Below are 23,241 nucleotides of genomic sequence, written 5' to 3'. Positions count from 1 at the left end.
CTGAAGGGTAGCTTGGCCACGTGTTACTGAGCTATCTGCTACGAATCTAAGTTCGTACAACTAGCATGGCTAAATCGAATCCCAATAGCAATGTCCTCCGGCAGGATCAACCGGAATGTGTCCAACCACAGAAGTGGTTGGGGGCTGGCGGGAACGATCTCCATCAGGAGATCGGTCACCAAATATATGTGTCTCATTGCATGGTCCGAGTTCGGCATCCTCCGAGCAATCGGGTGACACCGAACTACCAAGGCTAACGTCGGATCCCATCTGTACGGCGTACCGCAGGGGCGGGATCCCCATTTCTTCGGATTAGATCGAATGCGAGTCACGGGTATAAACCCGTCGAACTTCGCTTGGGTCGGCCGATCCGAACCCGTTCGATCTGCTCCACGAGTGCCGACCGAGTTGAACGGCCTTGCAATCTCGTGTGTTGTCTGTTGCATTCCATCCGAATGCCCTGGTATACTTAAGGGCGTTGTTTCGGGATGGCCGCCGTCGGGCGATTCCGACGCCGGGTGTCAGTCGGGCCGTACCGACCGACCTTCGCATTCATACCGATGAGAGGTTCATACTTAACCCCGTTGATCTCGTCGTTAAATCAAAAAATAGTGGACATGATGAACAGATAGTCAGCCAAACAGCCATCATACCATGATAAGTGGACACATATCAACTTCGACTAACGCGTAAGAATACAGGAGCAAAGTACAGGTCGACAGTCGAGCCAACACGAGTGATGCTCATCTTCAGAGAATCATCTATGTCAAGGGTTATGTTGCTGTTATGGCCTCGTATGAGTGAGCGCACGTGTACGCGAAGCTGGACCTAGCATACGTACGCGTGAAAAGAGAATTAACCAGACATCTGGAGTAAGAACAAAGCGAAGATCTAACAGAACACCGTCCGAAAACGGTAATCGCGACCGGGGCAGAGATTACTAAGATAGCCCGAGAGCCTGATCAACAGTAGAAGCAATAAGGTATCGACTCGAGTCGACTCACCGATCGGTGCTCAAAAAGTCGACAGCGTACCTGGTGGCTCGTACGCCGATAAGCGATAATCACGAGTGCAAGAACTAGTAGGGAGGTGCTAACGGAGGTAGTCGTTAGGTTCTATCGATGCTATCAGACGGATACCGATGGTTAGAGGTCGGTTGTCGATGGTCGACAGTAAGTCGTCTTTGATCGAAAGCGGATCGTTGCTTCTGGACAGTCGACCCAGAGAACAACGAGAACATAGAGGAAGGTATGTTAACATCGAGGCTCTCGCAGAAACGCAGCCGGGAACTCGACCTGAATAGCGCTGAGAAGGCGAAATACAGCAGTTGGCGAAAACTGAAGCGAAGTGTGGCATATAAAACCGGCGAAAGTAGTTTATAACGGGTCGGTTTATAAGGGAGGCTTGTATATAAGGTAGTATAGATGACAGCGCCGGCAGACTCCATCGAAATTCAGAACGTGGTCGCATCGACAGGAATCGGTCAGGAGCTCGATCTCGAAGCCCTCGCCGAGGACCTTCCGGGAGCCGATTTCAACCCTGACAACTTCCCCGGATTGGTCTACCGAACACAGGACCCCAAGGCTGCCGCATTGATTTTCCGCTCGGGGAAGATCGTCTGTACCGGTGCGAAAAGCATCGACGACGTCCACGAAGCACTTGGCATTATCTTCGAGAAGCTCCGGGGGCTCTCGATCCCCGTCGAAGAGGACCCCGAGATCACGGTCCAGAACATCGTTTCGAGCGCCGATCTCGGCCACAACCTCAACCTCAACGCGCTGGCTATCGGACTCGGCCTCGAAGACGTCGAGTACGAACCCGAGCAGTTCCCTGGGCTCGTCTACCGGATGGACGAACCGGAGGTCGTTATCCTGCTGTTCGGTAGTGGCAAGATCGTGATCACTGGCGGCAAACAAACACAGGATGCGACGGCGGCCGTCGAACAGATTGTCGAGCGAATCGAGAACCTCGGCCTGTTGGGTTAAGACGACGTCGACCGCTCGATATCGAGTACCAGTACGGAGATACTCAACCCTTGGTTGCCACGTGTGGATCGGTGAAGATGGCATCCATGAGTTTTTTCTGACCAATCCTGAGATGCTGATGAAACGTTGGCGAAGAGATACCCAGTGTTTTGGCGATATCCTCACCCGAACAGTCCCGTGGCCACTCGAAGTAGCCTGCCGCGTGTGCGGTCTTGAGAATCGTTTGTTGTCGGTCGGTGAGCGCTGCGGCCGCAGGAATCATCCGCTCGGAGTCGACCGGTGCCGTCGATTGAACCTGCCGTCGGGCGAGCAGTTCTGCGTCCCCGAAGGTGTCGGTGAGTCGCTCGATCAACTGACGGACATCGTCGCCTGACGGGAGGTGAACCGTCAGATAGCAGTCGCCGGAGTCGAAGACGGTCGACTCGGTCGAGCAACCGTAATCTGCGAGTAGAGCCATGGGAGACGGCTGCAGTAGCCGGATGAGGAGTCTGATCTGGTCGCCGTCGGTGCTGAGAACTGAGAGGTGCGTACCGTCGAGCTGGTCGACAACCGACTGAATCGCATCGAGATCGTCGGTGGTGGTCTCCCCGTAGAGCAGACAGCCGTCAGTTGAGTCAGCGATCGTCTGCGTGATCGTCAGCCTCCACGCAGATGTGGAGGAGGGGGCCAAATCAAAAACATCCGGAATCCGGATGTCGACTTCGGTTAGCTGGTCGCTCATCAGTGCGAGCGCCCGATCGTTGGCAGCAATCGCGTGACCGAGAACCGTTCCGAGCTGCGAAAGGATGGTCCGTTCGTCCGGCCCAAACGCGTTGGATCGGTCCGTCGAAAGACAGAGCACACCGTACACTGTCTCGTGGTAGATGATCGGAACGGCCGCCATCGAGTAGTAGTTGGAAAGCTGGTCGACATCCTGTTTCCAGTCGAACGCTGGATCGTCGTGGATAGTGTGGGTGGTTTGTAACTCCTGGGTCCAGATCGCCTGCTGAACAAGGCTGTGGCCGGGAATTCCGCCGAACTCGGTAGTTGGCCGGTCGATATCGGACTTCCAGTCGCCCGCAGTGGCACGAACCGTAAGCGACTGGGTTCTCGCATCGGCCTCGACGATCCTGGCTGCGACGTAACTATCCGAGTCGATAAGGGTAGCGCAGGTGGCCGACTCGATCTCCGAGCGCGTCGACTGGTCGATCACAATGTGTGTCAGTTCCCGAACCGTGGTGTTGAGATGGGTGAGTGCGTCGAGTCGGTCGTGGCGCTGTTTGAGGTGGCGCTCGGCAAATTTGAACCTCGTGATGTCGACGTGTGCGACGACCGCGTATCGCTCGTCGTCGATCAGCACGGGGACGGCCAAGAGGAGAAACCAGCGCTGTTCGATCGGAGAATGACACGGATACTCGAGTGTAAACTGGTTGCGGTCGCCCGCGAGGAGTTCCGAAAGTCCATCGAAAGTCTGTGTGGCCGTTTCGGTCGACGATTCGGCACACACATCGAGGTAGTTGGCCCCAATCGTCTCCGGGTCCGTCCGGATGTTGTTCTGCCTGCCAAACTCCTGCCACGCAAAGTTCGTCTGAAGAACTGTTCCGTCGCTATCCAGAATGGAGACGTTCAGCGGAAGCGCGTCCAGTGATTTGCCCAGAAGTTGAAGGCGACTGTCCATGGAGTACGAAAGGAGTTTGACACAGATAAGCACACAATTAATAATTGAGTGAAATTCACTAAATAGGACTAATAGTCGAATCGGTTCTCGGATGTCAGCCATGGGACGGCTGATAGCCATAGCCTACTCCCCAGTAGTTACAAGATACCGAGATCTACGCAAATGATGCAGACCGAGTACAGATCAGCGACCGAACAGTTATTCAGTTGGCTCACAACGGACACAACATAGACCATGACGTTCCGCCACGGGATAAACCGGGCAAATAATCGGTCGGAACCGACGACTCCCAAACGTTCCGATGCGTTACAGACGGACGAGTTTCCAATGGATCACGAAGACACCGTAGAGTACAGACGATCAGCCGATCATGAAGGCACAGTCGACGACGGAACCGACATCAAAACCCGAGAGGGACACAAACGGAGCGAATCTACAAAGCCGGAAGCGTCAACCGGAAAACGACTCACCGCAGAACAGTATCGCGAATGGCGACGGTGGCTTGTCGAGGAGTATCTCGAATCTACGTATGGCGTTGTTCCGGTTGACCACCTCGTCGACACCATTGACAAGCGGGAACCGGAGACGGTCAGTCGGTCGACGATTCGAAGCGGGCTCACCGAACGGCTCCTGCCAGCATTAGATACGCAAGGCGTTCTAGGGTACGATGCCGAATCGGATGTCGTGGTCGACTACGGTACCTGAGACGGTTGTCGCCCACACCCTCTTGTATCCCGGCGTGCTACACCGAGGGAGATGTCAGAGCCACACCTCCATCCGATAGTCGAGGAGACGGCCAGCGCCATCGCATCGATGGAGATCCGTGGGGCCGCGACGATCGGGGCAGCCGCCGCAACCGCACTCCGGAGCCAAGCCATCGAGTTGACTCCCTCGAGTCCCGTCGCGTTCGAAAAAGCGATGCGAGCGGCGGGTCGACGACTGCATACGACCCGACCGACAGCGGTCAGCCTCCCAAATGCGCTTCGGTACGTCCTCCAGCGGATGGACGGCGAGACGGTCGGCTCGCTTCGCGCCTCGGTGATCGAAGCTGCCGACGAGTTCGTCGACCGACTCGACCGCGCGCAGACGGATCTCGGCGCAGTCGGCGCGAACCGACTCCGTGACGGAGACACGGTGATGACTCACTGCCACTCGACGGACGCGCTTGCCTGCGTCGAGGCTGCCGTCAACCAGGGCAAGGAAATCTCGGCGATCGTCAAGGAGACGCGCCCCCGAAATCAGGGCCACATCACGGCCCGTGAACTCCGTGAACTGGGCGTCGACGTCACCCTGATCGTCGACAGCGCGGCCCGCCGGTACCTGGACGAGGTCAATCACGTGCTCGTGGGTGCTGACAGCATTGCGGCCGACGGCAGTGTAATAAACAAAATCGGGACGAGTGGGCTGGCGGTCAACGCCAAAGACAGAGGAACACCGGTAATGGCCGCCGCCCAGACGATCAAACTCCATCCCGACACGCTGACCGGCCACGTCGTCGAAATCGAGATGCGAGATGAAGGTGAAGTAGTCGACACGAGCGACCGAGCGGCGATCGGTGAAATCACCGTGGCGAATCCCGCGTTCGACGTGACACCGCCGCGCTACGTCGACGCAATCATCACCGAACGGGGCCAGTTCCCACCCGAGAGCATTGTCACACTGATGCGCGAACTTTTCGGCGAGAGCGTCGGCGAACCGTGGGAAGAGCCGGTGGATAAATAATGCGGGTGCTCTGTGCAGGCCACATCAACTGGGACGTAACGATGCACGTCGACGAGCTGCCGGACCCGGACGGGGAAGTCCGAATCGAGCGCTTGATTCAGTCGGGCGGCGGCTCAGCGGCCAACGTCGCAGTCGGGCTCGGCGGGCTTGGCGTAACTGCGTCGCTGTATGGCAGTGTCGGTGGCGACGACACCGGTGCACTCGTACTGCAAGAACTCGACCGCGCGGGCGTCGACTGTGGGCACGTCTTCATCGATCCCGAGGAGTCGACCTCGGTCAAATATCTCGTGGTCGACGCCACCGGCGAGGTGATGGTGTTCTCGAACGCGGGAGCCAACGAGGCGTTCTGTAGCGAGGCAATTTCGCCCGAACTGTTTCGGGGTATCGACCACCTCCACCTGACGAGCCAGTCACCGGAGATGGCCGCACAGTTAGCCCGGCTGGCGAGCGATTTGGGGCTCTCGGTGAGCTTCGATCCAGGACGACAGGTGGCCAACCGACAGTACAGCGAGGCACTGGCGTCGACTGACCTCCTCTTTTTAAATCAGCGTGAGGCCGATCTCGTCGCCGACGCTGGTGTGCTTTCGCCGACCGACCCCGACGAGCTGACCGTCATCGTCAAACACGGCGACGACGGCGCAACCGTCTACACCCCCGAGGGCGAGACGACCCACACGGGGTTCGTCGTCGACCCGGTCGACCTGAGTGGGGCTGGCGATGCATTCGCGGCGGGCTTTCTGGCGACGCTGGTCGGCGGCAATGGCTCATCGGAGGTGGCTGGCGAACTGACGGCGTACGCCGACGCGCTGGCGGTCGGCAACGCCTGCGGTGCGCTCGCTGCTCAGGGCGTGACTGCTAGAACCGAACTGTCGTCGAGCGCGGTCGACGAGCTACGAAACACCAAAAATAACAGATGAAATGACTTTCAGAACGCTCGGTCGTACTGGATCGGCACCGAAACCCCGGTTTCGCTGTCTAACTGTCGAGCCGCGTGGAGCGTGAAGTACGGGTCACGGAGGTGTTCGCGGCCGATGATCGCCATATCCGCTCGCCCGTTTCGGATCAGTGCATCGGCCTGTTCCGGTACAGTGATGCCACCGACAGCACCGACTGTGATGTCCGACTCCGTTTCGTCTTTAATTCGCTGGGCGTAGGGCACCTGATACTCTGGCCCTGTCGACGGCAGTTGCTGGTCGGGGTGAATCCCACCCGCGCTCACGTCGATGAAGTCGACGCCTGCTTGAGCGACTCGGTCGGTGAACTCGATTGATTGGTCGACGGTCCACGACTCGCGGTCGTCGAGCCAGTCGGTCGCTGAGATGCGGACGAACACCGGCTTTTCGTCAGGCCATACATCTCGGACCGCTCGGACGACTTCAAGCGGGAACCGGATTCGGTTCTCGAAGCGCCCGCCGTAGTCGTCCTCGCGCGTGTTAGTTACCGGTGAGAGGAACTCGTGGAGCAGATAGCCGTGGGCCGCGTGGACCTCGGCGATCTCGAAGCCAGCGGCGTCGGCTCGCTCAGCGGCGTCGACGAACGCTTCGGTCACAGTGTCCATATCCTCCCGCGATAGACGCTTAGTCGCTGGCTCCTCCCGGTCGCTGTAGGGATATGGCTCGTCGGTCGGCCCGATAACGTCCCAGCCGCCCTCATCGTGCTGGAGTGGATCGTGGCCTTCCCACGGCCGACTCGTCGAGGCCTTGCGACCGGCGTGGGCCAACTGGATAGCTGGCACGCTTCCCTGGCTATTTATAAAGGTAGTAATATCGGCCAGCGGGTCGACGTGATCGTCGTCCCAGATACCCAGATCTTCGGGCGAGATGCGGCCCCGTGGCTCGACGGCAGTGGCTTCGGTCATCACGATACCAGCCCCACCGACGGCGCGACTCATGAGGTGTTGAGCGTGCCAATCAGTGGCCAAGCCGTCGCGGTTTTCACACGAGTACTGACACATCGGCGAGACCATCACCCTGTTCGGTACGGTCGTTGCCCGGATCGACAGCGGCGTGAAAAGATCACTACCCATCGCTGAATTGGAGGCTACCGAGAGGCAAGTAAGCTCGGGTTATGGCGCGACTCAGAGGAGTTGAATCACATAGAACAGTGTGTAGGCGGTCAGCGTCGACCCGATGAGCGTGATGACCCAACTCGAGAGCGTTCCAAGGTACTTCCGACGGTCGACGCCGCCGCTGCCGTGAGCGAACCCACAGCCTGCGATCGAATTGATGATGATGTGGTTGTAGGAGATCGGCACGCCGAGAACATTGGCGATCAGCTGGACCATTGGAATTGCCGTCAGGAGCACCGCCAGCGAAGTCCGCTGGCCGAGGCTGGCGTACTGCCGGGCGACCGCCTGCAACATGATCGGGCTCTTGGTCCACGCGCCGACCATGATCCCCAGCCCACCGAAAACGATCAGCGGCAGGATACCGAACCCAAACTCCGAGACAGTTCCAACGAGTGGGCCGACCGCCAGTCCGACCTGACTGCCACCGCCAATAAACGAAAAGACAATGCCCGAAAACAGTACAGCGCGGTCGATCCGTTGATTCATTTTTGTCGACGCGGGAATTCGCTGGACGAGCCGGGCCAAACCATACGCCAGCCCCACTGCGGCAATTCCCGAACCAACCCACGCGACGAACGTCAGCGACCAAAAGTCGATGTTCGGGCTGTAGCCCGCAGCCAACCCCACACCGGCGACCGCGCCGAACGTCGAGAAGGCGACCGGGATCGAGTGCTCGAAATAGATGCCCATACCAACATAAAGGCCAATGACGAGCAATGCAATCGTGCCCATCTCGAAGCTGATTGTTCCGGTGACAATGTCGGAGCCAACGCCGCGGGTGACTGTCGCGCCCTGAGCGACCGCGCCAATAAACCCCACGACGCCAACGAGCAACGCCCCTCGCAGGACGCTGATCGAGTTCGAGCCGATTGCCGGAGCCATCGAGACCGACACGCTACTCGCCCCAGTGACCGCGGCAACGCCGAACGCGATCACGAGCGCGAGAGCGAACAAAACGGGAGAGGTCATTGGAGACTCCCTGTAGACGTCGCTGTGTGTATAGTACAGCGGAAACACCGGTTAAGGATCATACGTAGATGGAATCTCAAGTGATTAGAGTGAGTCGACTACTCGTACTGCCACTCAGCGGTGACCTGCTCGTAATCGAGCAGTTCGTCCTCGTCGAAGAACAGCTCGATCTCGCGTTCGTTCGAGCCGGGGTCCTCGTGGTCCGAGGCGTGGATCAGGTTTCGACCGAGATCGAGTCCAAAATCCCCGCGGATCGTTCCCGGTGGGGATTCCGCAGGGTCGGTCTCGCCAACCATGCGGCGGACCTGGTGGGTGGCGTCCTTGCCTTCCCAGACCATCGCGAACACGGGCGCGGAGGTGATGAAGTCGACCAGATCATCGAAAAACGGTTTGTCTTCGTGTTCGGCGTAGTGTTCTTCGGCTAGCTCGCGGTCGATCTGGAGGGCTTTCGCACCGACGAGCTTCAGCCCGCGATGCTCGAACCGGGAGGTGATTTCACCAATGAGACCACGCTGGACACCGTCGGGTTTGACCATGACGAAGGTCCGTTCGTCGTTGCTCATGGTTCGATATTTCGGCGCGGATAAATACGGTTGTTGGTCGACCGCTGGCGATCAGGTGGTGGTGTGGTCGACTAGTTGCCGCGGTTGTTACGGCCTGCTTCGGTCCACTCGAGGTCTCGGGCTTCGCGGCCGAGCAGATAGTTCTTTTCTGCTTTCGAGTCCTTGAAGTGGAGGACGGTGCCGTCTTTTTTGACGAACATCGTGCCCGTACCGGGCTCGATATCTTCGCCTGAGTAGTCGCAGGTGCGTGTTTCTACCATTATTGGCCTCCGATGGAGTCCGCGTCACGCTGGGTCTCTCGCAGCTGTAGGATGTCGCCCTCGCGAATCGGACCCAGCACGTTGCGGGTAATGATGCGGCCCTGGTTCGAGCCTTCTTGGATGCGGCATTTGACCTGCATGGCCTCGCCGTGCATCCCGGTCTTGCCCACGACCTCGATGACCTCTGCGGCCGTCGAGTCGCTGGCGTTCTCCTCTGCGCTCATGGTGAGTTACTGGAGTTCCTCGACCTTCGAGCCGATGTCTTCGACGTCGTCCGATGCGTCACCGGCGCTGACGATGGCGGCCGCGGCCGAGCCGACTTCGAGTCCGGCGGCGTGGCCAACGTCGTCTTGGGTCTCGACAAAGACGACCGGAATGCCCTTCTCCTCGGCGATTTCGGGGATGTGCATCACGATCTCTTCGGGCGAGACGTCCTCGGCGACATAGACGAGCTGGGCGTTGCCGCGCTCGATGGCTTTGGTGGTCTCGTTCGTTCCTTTCTTTACACTACCGGTGTCTCGAGCGACTTCGAGAGCGTCAAGCGCGCGCTCTGCGAGGTCGGCTGGGGTGTCGTAATCTACGTAAACTGGCATATGTTGTACCTCTCCTATCTGCGGGCTCGCACGTCCTCGCCGAACGGTTGGTCCCTGACGGCGAGGAGTATCATCAACCCCGATAGGCTGTATCCTTTCGTTTGACGCTCCCCCATAAAAGCGCTTTCAAACCACCCCGGCCGTGTGAGGGCTCACCACAGTCTCTTGTGGCCGTTTTCGATTTTGACTATATAAGTATGGTATGCGCATACATACCTGTAGCGTCAGTCATTCCGCCGGGCAAACATCACAATGCCAACCATCGAAAACACCACATCGCCATCCCTGTTCGAGGTCTCGACCCGCAGCCGAATGGTCCCCTGACTCTCGCTGTCGACCGCTCGATCCTCGACTTCGGCTCGAATCGAAAGCCGGTCGCCCGGTTTGACTGGCTGGAGCCACCGGAGTTCGTCGACGCCTTTCGCGCCCATCGTGGCGGCGTCGTCCATGAGGCATTCAACGAGCAGGCGCATCGTCATCGCAGCGGTGTGCCAGCCGCTGGCAATCAACCCGCCGTACGGCGAGTCGGCGGCCGCACGGTCGGGATCGGTGTGGAACCATTGGGGGTCGTACTGGTCGGCGAACTCGACGATTTCGGCTTCGGTAACGTGGTAGTCGTCACTACTATACATATCACAAATTGTGAGGTCTTCGAAGAAGATCGTCATGTGTTGGGTATTCGTCGGGATCGATAAGAACCTTGAGCACGCCGATCTGCGAGAGAGTGGTTCAAAAAAGCCGCAGAGCAAACAGTGATGAGTTGCTCGGCAGCGCGGTCTCACTGCCGGTTACTGTTCGACTCTATTCGGTATCGGCAGCGGCTACTTTCTTCCCATCGTGGTAGAGATAGACCGTCTCACCCTTGTCGGCGGTCACGTAGAACGTGTCGCTGGACTCGCCGTCGACTGTGACTTTGCCACCGTCTCCATTCACCTTCCAGGAGAACTTGAGCCGGTGGTCGGTGTCGTTGCACACCTCGTATTTGAGTTTGTCATCCTCCTCGCAGACAAACTCAAGGTCGACGTTGTCCTCGACATCCGGCTTTTTCTTTTCATCATCGTCGTCTCCGTTGTCATCATCTCCGTTGTCGTCGTCTCCGTTGTCATCATCCCCGTTGTCGTCGTCTCCGTTGTCATCATCCCCGTTGTCGTCGTCTCCGTTGTCATCATCCCCGTTGTCATCATCCCCGTTGTCATCATCCCCGTTGTCATCATCCCCGTTGTCATCATCCCCGTTGTCGTCGTCTCCGTTGTCATCATCCCCGTTGTCGTCGTCTCCGTTGTCATCATCCCCGTTGTCGTCGTCTCCGTTGTCATCATCCCCGTTGTCATCATCCCCATTGTCGTCGTCTCCGTTGTCGCCATCCCCGTTGTCGTCGTCTCCGTTGTCATCATCCCCGTTGTCGTCATCGTCGTTTCCGTTATCACCACCATTCCCGTTGTCATCGCCCTCAACACAGTCTGATTCGCTGATTGTAAGGACCACGTTGTTACCTCCGCCCGAGAAGGTGACTTCGGCGTCTGCGACCGTTCCGCCGTTACTTTTGAACACCTCAAATTGGACTGCCCCCTCGTCTCCTTCGCCAGGTCGGAACCCTGTGACAGTCTCCTCGGTTTCATCTCCAAACGTGACAGTAAGTTCTGCGCTCTCGACATCGATTGCTGGTCGACCACCAGGAGTCAGCACCCACTTCCAGAAACCATCTTCACCCTCTGAGCAAGTGAGCTCCGCGTTTTCTTCTCCCTGTCCACCCCACTCAAGGGATCGTTCATCCGAACTTTGACCGGACGCGATACAGCCTGCTACCGCTAGTGTGCTCGTCGCACCGATAATACTGAGATACTTGCGTCGACTGTGGTTGTTATCTGTCATCTCACTTATTGTGAGGGAGAATACCACGTTCGTTATTTACACCTTAGTTACCGTATACTTTCAGTAAGTACACACAACATAGACAGTAGGTGAATGAGGAGTTAGGTTGAGATATACTATTGCATACACAGAGGTCGACACTAACAGAAACCGTGAGTGGAACCCTCCGTCAGGAAAACGAACCGACTGTCCGGCTATTGTGTTCCACTCTCCATATTATTGCAGAACGGGTTAGATTGCTTCAAACAGTGGTAAGCCAACCATACCCGGTATCCTCGGTGTACTCGTCCGAGAGATACCGGTTGAACGGTATGATCGAGTGACTCGGTCTTAGCTCCGCTTGCCGATCTCTTCGCGGAGCAGTGAACTGATCGTCTCACCATCGGCCTTCCCGCGGAGTTGGCCCATACACTCGCCCATGAGTCCAGAAAAGGCGGCCATCCCCTCCTCGGCGACCTGGTCGCCGTTGCGCTCGACGACACTGACGATGACCTCCCGAACCTCACTCTCGTCGACGCCGCCAAGTCCAGCCTCTTCGACGGCCTCCTCGGCGGTCAGATTGGGGTGCTCGGCCAGCACTGTCAGCACGTCACCGACGCCCTCTTTCGCCAACTCGTCGTCGGCCACGAGGTCGAACACCGCGAGGAAATGGGCATCCGCGAGGGTTTCGACCGGAACGCCGTCACGGCGGAGTTCGACCACCGTGCTTTCGAGCACAGAGGCCGCAAAAGTGGCGTCGACGCCCCGCTCGACGGCCTCTTCAAAAAGCGGCATCCGACGACCGTAGGCGACCTGCTCGGCGAGGCCCTCGTCGAGGCCGAACTCCGCTTGATAGCGCTCTACTTTTTCAGTCAGCAGTTCGGGCACCTCGATCTCGCTCGGGTCGGGTTCGACCGGCGGCACGTCGGTCTCGGGGTACATCCGCGCCGCACCGGGTAGGGGGCGCAGGTAGCGCGTCGTCCCCTCCTCGGTCGCATCGCGGGTCTCCTCTGGCACGCCCTCGATCGCCGTTTCGGCGCGATCGGCGACCGCCTCGATGGCGAGCTCTGCGGTTTCCGAGTCCGCGGCGACGATGGCAACCGCGTCTTCCGAGCCTGCGTCGACGGCCTCGCGCAGGGCCGCCACTTCATCCTCAGTCACGCCGTAGGCCGGGAGTTCGTCGGTGTGGAAGATACCGCCTGCACCGTGGCGTTTGGCGTGATCCGAGAACTCGGTGCCGAGTCGACGGTCAGGTTGGATCTCGTGGCCCACGAGTCCGTCGAAGCCGAACAGTGGAACGGCTGTGACTGTGCCACCCGAACTGAGTGCGCCACCGATCACACCCGAGTCGGTCTCGGCGAAGACACTGGTTACGTCCTGTGTCTCACCGACGCTGGCATCCCTCTCGTGGAGTTCAGCCGCGATGTCGACCAACTCCGACTGTCGCTGGACCTCCAACTCGACGATCTCGTCGATCTGATCGAGTGCCTGGACACCCTTGATCTCGACGCGTGCGCCCTCCGCGATGGAGACGTTGACATCCTGCCGAATGGTCCCGAGCCCTCGTTTGACTTTGCCAGTAGAGCGCAGGAGCATTCCGATCCGTTTGGCCGCTTCTTTGGCCTGCTGTGGACTGCGGATGTCGGGGCCGGTTCCGATTTCGACGAGCGGAATCCCCAAGCGATCGAGACTGTAGAGGACGCCGTCGTCGCGTTCTTCGACGCGCTGGGCGGATTCCTCTTCGAGAAGGAGGTCGACCACAGACACTGGCCCGTCGCTGGTCTGGATTTCGCCCTCCTGTCCGAGCAGCATCGTGCGCTGAAAGCCCGAGGTGTTCGAGCCGTCGATGACCAGCTTTCGCATGACGTGGAGCTGGTCGACGACGCTCATGTCTAACAGCGAAGCGATCTGCATGGCCACCGCGAGGGCTTCACCGTCGACCTCGGTCGGCGGCTCGTCGTCCTCTTCGACCAGACAGGTGGTGTCGTAGGCGAGATACTCGAACTCGCGGTCGACGCGGCTCTCTTCGAGGGCGGCGTCGTCGAGTTCGCCGAGTTCGCTCTTCGTGGGATGGAGAAATCGGGTGATCGTGCGGTCGGATGCCTCAGGTTCTCGGATCGCGGTCGGTGAGTCACAGAACAGCTTGGTTTCGGTATCGAGCTGTTGGTGGATCTCCAGACCAGCGACGAGACCGAGCGAGTCGTAGTCGTACTCGGAGCTACTCATTGATCGAACGTGGGACACGGGGGGCTAAAAAGGATGGAGATGCTGGCGCGATCCTAAGCGAAAACGCGCACAGCAGGGGACGGATACGTGATACCGAGAAGTTAGTTCTGCGATCGTACGCGCCGGAGGCCCTCACCGAGCCCCTCAGCGTCACAGTTCTCACCGGGGCACTCGTAGTGCCAGCCGTCACGGGTCGCCTGACCCTCGGGGAACGTCGATCCACATTTTCGGCACAGTAACAGGTCGCGTCCCCGTGTCTGAAGCTGAGGCATACTTCGGGATTCTACAGGTATGGGCTTCAAAATATCGTTTTCGGGGTCAACGGCCAGTATCCGGATGTAATCCGGAAGCGTCCTGCGATTAGAACGGTCGACAACTGACTATAATGAGAGATAATGATTCAAGGCTAACAGTAGTATTCGTTCAGTAGCTACGCGGTATTCGTGGGTAGCGACGTCTCTCTGGTATGTCAAACCGTGAGGTTTCGTCGGGATTCAGCCACGAATCGGCACGGCAACCAAGTTGTACGTCCGTTTTTCTGACCGAACCCCGTTGGAGAGTGGAATTCCGTTACTCGTCGGTTCCGAGAATCCCGCGGTGGGTCATCGCTTCGGGATCGAGCACTTCGTCGGCCTCCTCGGCGGTGAGATACCCTTCGTCGACGGCGACCTGTCGAACCGTCTTCCCCTCGGCGAGCGCCTTCTTGGCGACTTTCGAGGCCTTGTCGTAGCCGATGGCAGGGTTGAGCGCAGTGGCGAGGGCCATCGACTGTTCGACCTGCTCGGCGCAGTACTCCTCGTTTGCTTCGAGTTTGTCGACGAACCGCTCGGCAAATACCTCAGAACCGTTCGCGATGAGTTCGGCCGATTCGAGCAGGTTGTGCGCCAGCACTGGTTTGTACAGGTTCAGGTCGATCTGCCCCTCGCTTGCACCCGCAGCGACGGCGGCATCGTTGCCGACGACCTGCTTGTGTAGCTGATTGACGGCTTCGGCGACGACCGGGTTGATCTTGCCAGGCATAATCGACGAACCGGGCTGGTTTTCGGGCTGTTCGATCTCGCCAAGGCCGTTGCGCGGTCCCGATGCGAGCAGTCGGAGGTCGTTGGCGATTTTGTTCAGCGAGCCAGCAACGGTTCGCAGCGCGCCGTGGGCTTCGGCCATCGCGTCGTGGGCGGCCTGTGCCTCGAAGTGGTTGTCTGCCTCGCGGAATTCGAGGCCGGTTTCGGCGGCGATGTACTCCGCAGCCAGTTCGGGGAACTCCGGATGCGTGTTAAGGCCGGTTCCGACTGCGGTGCCGCCGAGAGCCAGTTCTGCGAGATGGTCGCGGACGTGCTCGGCTCGGTCGACGCCCTTTGCGATCTGGGTGCGGTAGCCGCCGAACTCCTGGCCGAGTCGAACTGGCGTGGCGTCTTGGAGGTGCGTGCGGCCCGTCTTGACGACGCCGTCGAACTCGGTTTCTTTGTCGGCCAGCGAGGCTTCGAGGGTTTCGAGCGCCGGAATCACGTCCTTAACGATGGCTTCGAGCGCCGAGACGTGCATCGCGGTCGGGATCACGTCGTTGCTGGACTGTCCGTAGTTGACGTGATCGTTCGGGTGAACGGCGCGGTCGCCGATCTCGTGGCCCAGTATCTCGGCGGCGCGGTTGGCGATCACCTCGTTGGCGTTCATGTTCGAGGAGGTACCGGAGCCAGTCTGGAACACGTCGACCGGGAACTGGTCGTCGTGGTCACCCGCGATAACCTCGTCGGCTGCCTCGATGATCGCCTCGGCGATCTCCTCGTCAAGGAGGCCGAGATCACGGTTGGCTTGGGCGGCTCCTTTCTTGACGACGCCGAGCGCGCGGACGAAACGTCGACCGAAGCTAATCCCCGAGATGGGGAAGTTCTCGACTGCACGTTGGGTCTGTGCGCCCCAGTAGGCGTCGGCTGGCACCTGCATCTCACCGAGACTGTCGGCTTCAGTTCTGAATGAATCGGCCATGGAAAATCTTGGGTGAATCCGAGGTAAAAACTACTGATATTGGTTCATGCACCGCGTATGTGGTTTGCTCACTCGCCGTGTTCGTCGTACTCCGCTGGCGTGTAGGTTTTGAGTTCGATGGCGTGGATGTCGGTCGTCATCGCCTCGCCGAGCGCATCGTAGACCTGCTGGTGTTGGGCGACGAGGCTCTGGCCCTCGAAGGCTGGTGAGACGACGACGGCGGCGTAGTGGGCGTCCTCGTGTTCTTGGTCAATTTGGCGCGGGAGACTGACAGTTGCTTCGGCCTCGGTGATGCCCGCTTCAATCGCGGCTTCGATGTCGGCTGCGTTCATGTTGCATCCTTGGATTCGCCCGGTAAAAACAGGCGGGCTTCGGCTGTCTCAGACTTACTCTTTGACAATCGTCCCCGCAAGGTAGGCTTCGACCTTGTCATTGGTTCGCTGGATTCGTTTGATAAACGTCAGCACACGCTCGCCGTCGACCCGCCGATCCGACTCGATATCGATAGTCAGCCCCTGTTTCTCGAAGTGGTCCAGGAGGGCGTCGACAACCCGCGGTTCGGCACGCACAGTATGCGCTTCGCCGATTCGCTCACCGCCTGCGATGCGCTCAATGGAATCTGCCATCGGCACCAGCAGCGACTCACCGAGGTTGTGGGCGCGTTCGGTTCGCTCGGCCTCACTTTCCGCAAATTCGACCGACTGAAACCCCTCGCGGATGAGTCGACGAAACGAGAAATCCCGGCCGTAATCGAACGGGAAGGTGAACGCGAACGCCAGATCGCCTTGATTGGCCGCCGAAGTCGTGTACTTCAGTAGTTGCTGGCCATCGAGCGTCTGCATGATGATTCCTTCTCGACGGACTCTATCGAGGTCACGGACGATTTCCGGGGTCGCGTCGACTGCTTCTGTGGGCTCGTAGACGCCGAACAGTTCGGCCTGTGGAATCTCGAACGCCTCGCAGGCTTCGCGGCGATCCACCACCGGCAGTGGCGTGCCGCTCTCTCGATCCCGAATATCGAACGCCCGGAAGGCGATCGAGTCGACGTCGTAGCAGTCGGCGGTCGTATACGGGTTTTCCGGGCCGATCATCTCCCCACAGAGCATTCGCTCGGGGTGGCGGTCGAAAAATCGGTCGACGTCGAGCAGTGACCGGACTTTGTGGGTCGTAAACGGGCAGGCGATTCCGCTTCGCGTAAACGCCAGCACGTCGCCGTCGACGCGAGCGACCCGGACGTTGTACCCATTCAATTTCTCTTCGACGGCGATCTTTCTATCAAAATGCTGTGGAATCCCCTCGTCGAGTACCAGACATCGGGGGATCTTCGGAAAGCCACGGATTACCGTGTCTGCGATAAGGACCGTTCCCTTTTCGACCGACTTTCGGTAGCTAGGGAGGTGCCGATACTCGTGGCCATTGTAGCTGTCCCGATACAACTGCTCTGAAAGCTCCGTGAACGCCTCGCGAGAGAGTCCAAGTGTGTCATGGAAGGCCATACCATTGTCTACGAGTCCAGCACACATCAACGTCATCGCCGACCCTCTCACATCTGCTGATTTTCACGATATCTAACCTCATGGAGCGAACAGATGTGGAGCTACATTATGCACCGGGCCGTAGTCGACACATGGTCGACCGTTCGTTCAAACAGCGGTTCGTACTCGACACGTCGTTGTTCATGACCGAGGAGATCCGCCGCGAGGGCGAGTCACTCGATGAGGCCCTCAATCGACTTCTCGATCTGATCGCCACCGCACGGTTGGAGCTGGATATCTCGTGTCACATGCCGCCGTCGATCCACAGCGAGCTGACGACGATGCTGGACGATCGGCCGGTCTCCGAGGAGGCGCGCTCGAAACTCAACACGTGGGTCATCCAGAAACACCCGGATCGCTACACCGTCTCGATTCCGGCCGACGTGGTCTACCGGTTCGTCGACGAGATGAGCGATCGTGTGGATCGGGGGCTTCGGGTCTCCGAGCAGGCGGTCCGGCAGGCCGAAACCTCCGCCGACCAAGTAGTCGAGGATCACGACCACATGACCGAGGTCGACGCCGTGATCTCGGATTTGCGGGATCGCTACCGCCGGGCGCTCCGCCAGGGCGTCCTGGACTCACGCGAAGACTTCGATCTCCTGATTCTTGCCCGCGAACTCGATGCGGGCGTTGTCACCGAAGACACGGGAATCATCGCCTGGACCGAGGATTTCGGCCTTCGATACCTTCGGGGCCGGGAGTTCCCGACGTTGTTGTACAACTATCTGGAGGCCGTCGACGCCCTTGACCGACTGGATCACTCACGCGAAGCCTAACGGTGAGTCGGACAGCCGGCTAACTCCAGCGATCCAGACCGGTCTGGACCACCGAGGATTCGATACGCTCGAAGCCGCGTTCGACCTCGCCCGTGTCGACTTCCCACTCCTCAGTGACGTAGGCACGGGCGGCCGCCAGATCCGGCTCGATCGAACGGTCGAACTCGTAGTCGTCGGTTACTGGCGGGTGGAAAAACAGCTCCCGAATCCGGTCGGCGAACTCGATATGCTCGCCGCGAGCCTCCAGGACCCCGAACAGATCGCCGTGTTCCTTTATCAGCTTGATCGCCGTCTTGGGGCCGATCCCGTTGATGCCCTCGTTGAAGTCGGTCCCACAGAGCATTCCGGCGTCGACCAACTGCTCGTAGCTAATCTCGTGTTTGTCAAGGGTCGGCTGGAGTTCCATCAGTTCGGGATGGCCCTTGCTCGTTAGCCCCCGCAGGGTTCGCGGCGCGCCGAACAGCAGCGTGTCGTAGTCCTCGCTGCCGACGTAGTCGACATCGCCGATCCGGTTCATGTACGAGGCCTGAGCCTCGCCCTCGGCGGGGGCGTCGATGTACGGGACGTCCAAGAGATCGAGCAGTTCACGGCTTGTTTCGTGGATCGTCTCGGTGAGTCTCACGGTTCGCGCCGAGAGCCGGGCAGCCTCGATCGCGTCACCATCCTCCTTGGCGGCCGCTAACTGCTTTTCGGCGTCCTTGCGGTTCTCCCGTCGACGCTCGACCTCGTCGTCCTTGAGGTCAGTCACGCCACCATCGAAGACGAAAATCGGCGTGAGATCGTGCTCGAAGAACTTGGGCAGGCCCTGAATAATGCCGACGAGATTGGCGACTTCGGTGCCCCCAGCGGTGGTGTAGATCGAATCGTTGGTCCATTTGACCGTCGTCGTGAGATACCGATACAACCAGTTGTGGGCGTCGACCGCGATGACGCTGCCTTCGATGTCGGCAAAGGGGCACTCCGAGAGCGCCGCCAGCGAGCGAAGATCCGCGTTTCCCATGGTTACTCGCTGGAACGCCGAGGATTTGAAACCCCCGAGTCGACGGCGAGCACGTCGGGCGGAGCAGCATGTTCATGATCGCGGAGGAACTCCCGTTCGGCAGCCGACAGCCCTGTTCGCTCGCGGAACTGATCGAGTCCCTCCTGATAAGTGGCCGTCGACACATCGGCTGGCTGTTCGATCGGACGTTCGAGAAGCAACTCCGCGAGCCCAGTTTCGCGGCCGGTGTAGGCGAACCCCGATTTATAAAGAGCGTGGTAGGAAAAGGCGTTGTTGACCGCGATACGAACCGTCTCGTACTCCTTCGCCGCTGCGCGGCCAGTTATGAATGCCGCGAGCCGCGGGCCGAGTGCAAGGCCGCTGCCACGGAAGTCGTTGCGGACTGTCAGATAGCGGAGCCAGAGAGTATTGGGATCAGTACGGTCGGCGTTGAACGTGACCGCCGCGAGGACGCCGTCGACGAACTCGGAGTCGTCGAGGCCCTCGGGGAGCGGCGGCAGCGAGTCGACGGATCGGTCGGTGTAGCTTTCGGGTGGCTCGCCACGAACCACGGCGATGCCCGTTCTGCCAGTGACGAACTTGCCGGCGTAGCTGAATCGACGGTAATCGAGCCGGAGTCGGGGGTCGTCGACCGGCCAGCCGAGGAGGGCGAACTCCATGTCGACGTTCGGTGATCACGCCACAAGAATGGTCGTATGGAGGTGGCGTGTCGAGACCAGTCGCTACCGGTAACACTCGTGTCACCGCGCACTAAAGTAACCCCGGAGCCTTCTATATGCCAATGACAGACACCCCATCGACTCCGGGCATCCACCACGTCACCTGTATCGCGAGCAACCCACAGGAGAACATCGATTTCTGGGTCGAAACCCTCGGCCTCCGACTGGTCAAACGATCGATCAATCAGGATGATCCGTCGACCTATCACCTCTTTTTCGCCGACGCGGAGGGCACCCCAGGCACCAGTATGACCTTCTTTACGTGGGAGAACATGCCCAACGGACAGGTCGGTACCGGCCAGGTCGCGCGAACAGCGTTTCGAGTGCCCGAGGGAAGTCTCGACTACTGGGCCGAGCGGTTCGACGAGTACGGCGTCGACTACGACGAGCGCATCGACCGATTTGGCGAAACGGTTCTACCGTTTCAAGACCCCGACGGGTTGCCGATCGAACTCGTCGCGGTCGACGTTCCCGACGACGACCCCACCGTGCCGTGGACCGAGTTCGTCCCCGAGGAGTCGGCCATCCGCGGCTTCCATTCGGTGACGCTCTGGCTGGCCGATCCGTTCCAGACCGAAGAGCTACTACGGACGATGGGTCTCGAAGACGTCGGCACCGAGGAGTCGCCGGGAGATACGCCAGGCGACGAGCGCACACGCTTTGCGGCGAGTGGGCCAGTGGGCCAGTACGTCGACGTCTTGCCGACGATCGAAGGCGGTCGACAGGGCCACGGGACGGTCCACCACGTCGCCTTCCAGACGCCGACTGACGAGGACCAAGAGGCCATGCGCAAGGCCGTCCGCTCACACGGGGTCCGGCCGACCGCCCAGATCAATCGCCACTGGTTCCGGTCGGTCTACTTCCGCGAACCCAACGGCGTACTGTTCGAGTTGGCGACGAGCGAGCCGGGCTACGACAGCGACGAGCCGCTAGACGAACTCGGCGAGCGACTCGTACTGCCAGGGGAATTCGAAGGTCAACGTGAAGCAATCGAGGCCGGGTTGGCTGACGTGACAATCCCGCGAAAACAGTAGGCTCGACGGCCAGGTGCAGGGATGTGAGGAGAACAGTCAGGTCGACAGTCTGTCGGCAGTCCAGCCGGGGTCCTGGCCGGTGACCGAGATACACTCGGCGCGGCAGGCCGGACAGAAGTCGGGAACCACAGTATCGCCCCGGGGGACATAGACGGCGCCGCCGCACTCGACGCAGGCGTCTACAACGACGCTGACGCAGTCCGCACAGACGTTGAAGTCGTCGACCGTCAGATCACGCAGCGGTTCGAGTTGTTTGTCCAGGGTGTACTCGTCGATGACCGTCTGGCAGCTGTGGCACGATTTCATAGCAATCCATCTTGAGCCATGTGAGCATGACACATATACTTGTCTCTTGGCACAACGGTAGCCGACACCTGTGTGCGAGATACAGTATATCAATGCGTCGACGGCCCGCATCGTCAGTGCGTCGACGGCTCACACCGCCAGTAGTCGGCCCGCTCGCGTCGGCTGTAGCCGACCTCGGCCAACAGGTCACGTAGTTCACGACCAGTGTCGGCCGTCAATCCCTCTTCATGGACCTCGATGAACAGGGTTGGTTGGTAGGTTTGGAGCGTCTCACGCGCGCCACGGACAACTGCTGGACCCGCGCCTTCGACGTCGACTTTGATCGCGTCGGGGACTGGATTGGAATCGACGACCGTATCGACACGTCGGATCGGTACGTCGACGGTTTCAGCGAGCGAAGCTTCCCACCGGGTGGCGCTTTCGCGGTCGAATCCCGAGAGTTCGGCGTAGGTCGAGACGAAAAACGGGCGCGTACCGTCTTCGTTACCGATTCCGCAGTTTATCACCGTGATTCGGTCTCCGAACTCGTTGCAGTCGACGTTGGCCTGAAGTTGGGCGCAGGTTCGGGGTGCGGGCTCGAACGCCAGCAGTCGGCGTCCCGGCGAGTCGGCTGCCAGCGCGAGCGAGTAGACGCCGACGTTGGCTCCGATATCGTAGACCACCGCCTCGGGGCCACAGTGGTCGTGCATTTCGGCAAGCATCGGGTCGTTGCCGTGGCGGTTGAGCAGTTCGTAGCTACGGAACCGGCCGCCCGGCGTCGACTGCTCGGTCGAGAGCCACCGGTGGTCGTAGTTGGCGTCGACCAGCCGGTAGTAGCTCCGGTAGCCCAGCCATCGAACCCGCTGAAATGCCCACGTCGAACTATCGCCCATACATAAGCTCAGGACCAGTCAGTCTTGGATGTTCGTGATAGGAGAGCTGAAGCAATCACTATACGGTCCGGTCGACGAGTCGACCCATGCACGGGCTTGGAGACGTTCGTTTTTTCGACCGACTGGCACCACTGTACGATCTAGTGATGCCTGCGGCCGACTCAGAGGCGTTGACCGCCGGACTGGCTCGTGCCGAGGGGTCGGTCGACCATCTACTGGATCTCGGTGGCGGGAGTGGTCGAGCGACAATCGCAGTCGACGTCCCCGAGCGAACGGTGCTCGATATCTCGCGGCCGATGCTTCGACGCGCTCGACGTCGACAGCCCGACCAGACGAGTCTCCGTCTTCCACGCACGAGCGCCGGCGGCCCAGTCGGCTCACTTTCGGCCGTACAGGGCCACGCCGGGCAAATGCCTGTGGCCGACGATTCGGTCGACGCGGCGATGGTGGTCGACGCCTTTCACCATATGCCCGACCAAGAGGCAGTAATCGAGGAGGCCGCCCGAGTACTCCGACCCGGTGGCGCGTTCGTGGTTCGGGAGTTCGATCCGAGCCACCCGCTTGGCTGGGTTCTCGTGCGTGCCGAGCACGCGATTGGAATGGGGTCGACGTTTTATACGCCGAGCGAGCTTGCAGACATGCTCGTGACGGCTGACTTCGAGGTTTCGCTACTCGACGGGGGCTTCGAGTATACCGTCGTCGGAACGGTGCCGTCTGCAGATTAGCCCCACCGTTTAGCGATCTCGTAGGCAAGGCCCGCTGGAAGTGCCACCTAGAGTAATACGAATACGACTGTCTCAACAGGGGGTGCGCCGTCGACCAACCCATTGTAGAAGACGAGCGCACCCGTCGAAGAGCACAACCACGACGGCTGCGACGTACTCGGGATCAGCCCACGACGTCGGAAACTCGTCGTCGACCATTGCTCAGTTCGTGGTACTCCTATCAACCCTATAACTATTCTCTGTGAATCGATCACAGGCTGGCGGCGTCGAACCGCACCATCCAAGTGAAGTGTGATTTCACATAGCTCGTCGTCGTTTTTCTCAATATTCGATCACAAAACAGAGTCACTACCGAAGAAATAACAGAATAAATTTGAGACTGTAAAAGACTCTAATTTAT

The 23,241-nt window shown here is 59.5% G+C and carries 25 protein-coding genes and 1 rRNA gene; 7 read left to right on the top strand and 19 right to left on the bottom strand.

Annotated features, from left to right (window positions below; all coding sequences use genetic code 11):
* Positions 1-117 (bottom strand): 16S ribosomal RNA (locus O2S87_RS13220); the annotation flags it as partial.
* Between the two features lie 1,307 nt (positions 118-1,424).
* Between O2S87_RS13220 and O2S87_RS13215 the strand changes: the two genes are divergently transcribed.
* On the top strand, positions 1,425-1,985 hold the full coding sequence (locus O2S87_RS13215; RefSeq protein WP_475409259.1) for a TATA-box-binding protein: 561 nt from the start codon (positions 1,425-1,427) through the stop codon (positions 1,983-1,985).
* Between the two features lie 43 nt (positions 1,986-2,028).
* On the opposite strand, the gene O2S87_RS13210 is transcribed toward O2S87_RS13215, so the two are convergent.
* A complete protein-coding gene (locus tag O2S87_RS13210) occupies positions 2,029-3,642 on the bottom strand; it encodes a bacterio-opsin activator domain-containing protein (RefSeq protein ID WP_475409258.1) in 1,614 nt (537 codons plus the stop codon).
* A gap of 327 nt (positions 3,643-3,969) precedes the next feature.
* On the opposite strand from O2S87_RS13210, the gene O2S87_RS13205 reads away from it, so the two are divergent.
* Genes O2S87_RS13205 through O2S87_RS13195 form a run of 3 tightly spaced genes read left to right on the top strand, consistent with a single transcriptional unit; the run spans position 3,970 to position 6,281 of the window.
* Entirely contained in the window at positions 3,970-4,347 is a 378-nt protein-coding gene (locus O2S87_RS13205) for a hypothetical protein (RefSeq protein WP_475409257.1), read from the top strand.
* A 51-nt stretch (positions 4,348-4,398) separates the two neighbouring features.
* A complete protein-coding gene (locus O2S87_RS13200) occupies positions 4,399-5,364 on the top strand; it encodes a ribose 1,5-bisphosphate isomerase (protein ID WP_475409256.1) in 966 nt (321 codons plus the stop codon).
* Positions 5,364-6,281 carry an ATP-dependent ribose-1-phosphate kinase gene (locus O2S87_RS13195; RefSeq protein ID WP_475409255.1) on the top strand — a complete coding sequence of 306 codons (918 nt, stop codon included), beginning with the start codon at positions 5,364-5,366 and terminating at the stop codon, positions 6,279-6,281. Before O2S87_RS13200 ends, O2S87_RS13195 begins: the two co-directional genes overlap by 1 nt.
* 8 nt (positions 6,282-6,289) lie before the next feature.
* On the opposite strand, the gene O2S87_RS13190 is transcribed toward O2S87_RS13195, so the two are convergent.
* The 13 genes from O2S87_RS13190 to O2S87_RS13130 all read right to left on the bottom strand — a co-directional run bounded on the left by O2S87_RS13190 (position 6,290) and on the right by O2S87_RS13130 (position 17,370).
* Positions 6,290-7,390, bottom strand: coding sequence for an NADH:flavin oxidoreductase/NADH oxidase (locus O2S87_RS13190; protein WP_475409254.1), 1,101 nt, complete (start codon positions 7,388-7,390; stop codon positions 6,290-6,292).
* 51 nt (positions 7,391-7,441) lie between these two features.
* Positions 7,442-8,401 carry an inorganic phosphate transporter gene (locus tag O2S87_RS13185; protein WP_475409253.1) on the bottom strand — a complete coding sequence of 320 codons (960 nt, stop codon included), beginning with the start codon at positions 8,399-8,401 and terminating at the stop codon, positions 7,442-7,444.
* A gap of 98 nt (positions 8,402-8,499) precedes the next feature.
* Positions 8,500-8,964, bottom strand: coding sequence for a nucleoside-diphosphate kinase (gene ndk, locus O2S87_RS13180; protein ID WP_475409252.1), 465 nt, complete (start codon positions 8,962-8,964; stop codon positions 8,500-8,502).
* A 71-nt stretch (positions 8,965-9,035) separates the two neighbouring features.
* The gene (locus O2S87_RS13175; protein ID WP_475409251.1) at positions 9,036-9,224 is read right to left on the bottom strand and encodes a 50S ribosomal protein L24e; all 189 of its coding nucleotides are present in this window, start codon (positions 9,222-9,224) and stop codon (positions 9,036-9,038) included.
* A complete protein-coding gene (locus O2S87_RS13170; protein WP_475409250.1) occupies positions 9,224-9,448 on the bottom strand; it encodes a 30S ribosomal protein S28e in 225 nt (74 codons plus the stop codon). The genes O2S87_RS13175 and O2S87_RS13170 overlap by 1 nt, the downstream gene beginning before the upstream one ends.
* A gap of 6 nt (positions 9,449-9,454) precedes the next feature.
* A complete protein-coding gene (rpl7ae, locus tag O2S87_RS13165) occupies positions 9,455-9,817 on the bottom strand; it encodes a 50S ribosomal protein L7Ae (protein ID WP_475409249.1) in 363 nt (120 codons plus the stop codon).
* Between the two features lie 224 nt (positions 9,818-10,041).
* Positions 10,042-10,485 (bottom strand): MaoC family dehydratase, encoded by a 444-nt coding sequence (locus O2S87_RS13160; RefSeq protein ID WP_475409248.1) that lies wholly within the window; start codon positions 10,483-10,485, stop codon positions 10,042-10,044.
* Positions 10,486-10,618: 133 nt separating this feature from the next.
* Positions 10,619-11,689 (bottom strand): hypothetical protein, encoded by a 1,071-nt coding sequence (locus tag O2S87_RS13155; protein WP_475409247.1) that lies wholly within the window; start codon positions 11,687-11,689, stop codon positions 10,619-10,621.
* Between the two features lie 330 nt (positions 11,690-12,019).
* Entirely contained in the window at positions 12,020-13,894 is a 1,875-nt protein-coding gene (gene gatE, locus O2S87_RS13150) for a Glu-tRNA(Gln) amidotransferase subunit GatE (RefSeq protein WP_475409246.1), read from the bottom strand.
* Positions 13,895-13,995: 101 nt separating this feature from the next.
* Entirely contained in the window at positions 13,996-14,166 is a 171-nt protein-coding gene (locus O2S87_RS13145) for an HVO_2901 family zinc finger protein (protein ID WP_475409245.1), read from the bottom strand.
* Between the two features lie 298 nt (positions 14,167-14,464).
* Complete coding sequence (locus O2S87_RS13140; protein ID WP_475409244.1) at positions 14,465-15,874, bottom strand: class II fumarate hydratase; 1,410 nt, start codon at positions 15,872-15,874, stop codon at positions 14,465-14,467.
* 68 nt (positions 15,875-15,942) lie between these two features.
* Positions 15,943-16,206, bottom strand: a complete 264-nt coding sequence (locus tag O2S87_RS13135; RefSeq protein ID WP_475409243.1) for a BolA/IbaG family iron-sulfur metabolism protein — start codon at positions 16,204-16,206, stop codon at positions 15,943-15,945.
* 54 nt (positions 16,207-16,260) lie between these two features.
* Entirely contained in the window at positions 16,261-17,370 is a 1,110-nt protein-coding gene (locus O2S87_RS13130) for an RNA ligase (protein ID WP_475409242.1), read from the bottom strand.
* A 131-nt stretch (positions 17,371-17,501) separates the two neighbouring features.
* Here O2S87_RS13130 and O2S87_RS13125 point away from each other — a divergent pair, with 131 nt between their 5' ends.
* The gene (locus O2S87_RS13125; protein ID WP_475409241.1) at positions 17,502-18,185 is read left to right on the top strand and encodes an RNA ligase partner protein; all 684 of its coding nucleotides are present in this window, start codon (positions 17,502-17,504) and stop codon (positions 18,183-18,185) included.
* A 19-nt stretch (positions 18,186-18,204) separates the two neighbouring features.
* Here O2S87_RS13125 and fen read toward each other — a convergent pair whose 3' ends face one another.
* A complete protein-coding gene (fen, locus tag O2S87_RS13120; RefSeq protein ID WP_475409240.1) occupies positions 18,205-19,185 on the bottom strand; it encodes a flap endonuclease-1 in 981 nt (326 codons plus the stop codon).
* 2 nt (positions 19,186-19,187) lie between these two features.
* The gene (locus tag O2S87_RS13115; protein WP_475409239.1) at positions 19,188-19,844 is read right to left on the bottom strand and encodes a GNAT family protein; all 657 of its coding nucleotides are present in this window, start codon (positions 19,842-19,844) and stop codon (positions 19,188-19,190) included.
* A gap of 122 nt (positions 19,845-19,966) precedes the next feature.
* Here O2S87_RS13115 and O2S87_RS13110 point away from each other — a divergent pair, with 122 nt between their 5' ends.
* Positions 19,967-20,938 (top strand): VOC family protein, encoded by a 972-nt coding sequence (locus O2S87_RS13110; protein WP_475409238.1) that lies wholly within the window; start codon positions 19,967-19,969, stop codon positions 20,936-20,938.
* Between the two features lie 36 nt (positions 20,939-20,974).
* Here the strand turns inward: O2S87_RS13110 and O2S87_RS13105 are convergent, their stop codons facing one another.
* Both O2S87_RS13105 and O2S87_RS13100 read right to left on the bottom strand, forming a co-directional pair.
* Positions 20,975-21,244, bottom strand: a complete 270-nt coding sequence (locus O2S87_RS13105) for a DUF7571 family protein (protein ID WP_475409237.1) — start codon at positions 21,242-21,244, stop codon at positions 20,975-20,977.
* Between the two features lie 113 nt (positions 21,245-21,357).
* On the bottom strand, positions 21,358-22,116 hold the full coding sequence (locus tag O2S87_RS13100; protein WP_475409236.1) for an FkbM family methyltransferase: 759 nt from the start codon (positions 22,114-22,116) through the stop codon (positions 21,358-21,360).
* 86 nt (positions 22,117-22,202) lie between these two features.
* Here O2S87_RS13100 and O2S87_RS13095 point away from each other — a divergent pair, with 86 nt between their 5' ends.
* Complete coding sequence (locus O2S87_RS13095) at positions 22,203-22,841, top strand: class I SAM-dependent methyltransferase (protein ID WP_475409235.1); 639 nt, start codon at positions 22,203-22,205, stop codon at positions 22,839-22,841.
* Positions 22,842-23,241 lie beyond the last annotated feature (400 nt).

It is taken from the genome of Halohasta sp. A2 (assembly GCF_056175805.1).
This window is presented reverse-complemented; position numbering and strand designations above follow the sequence as displayed.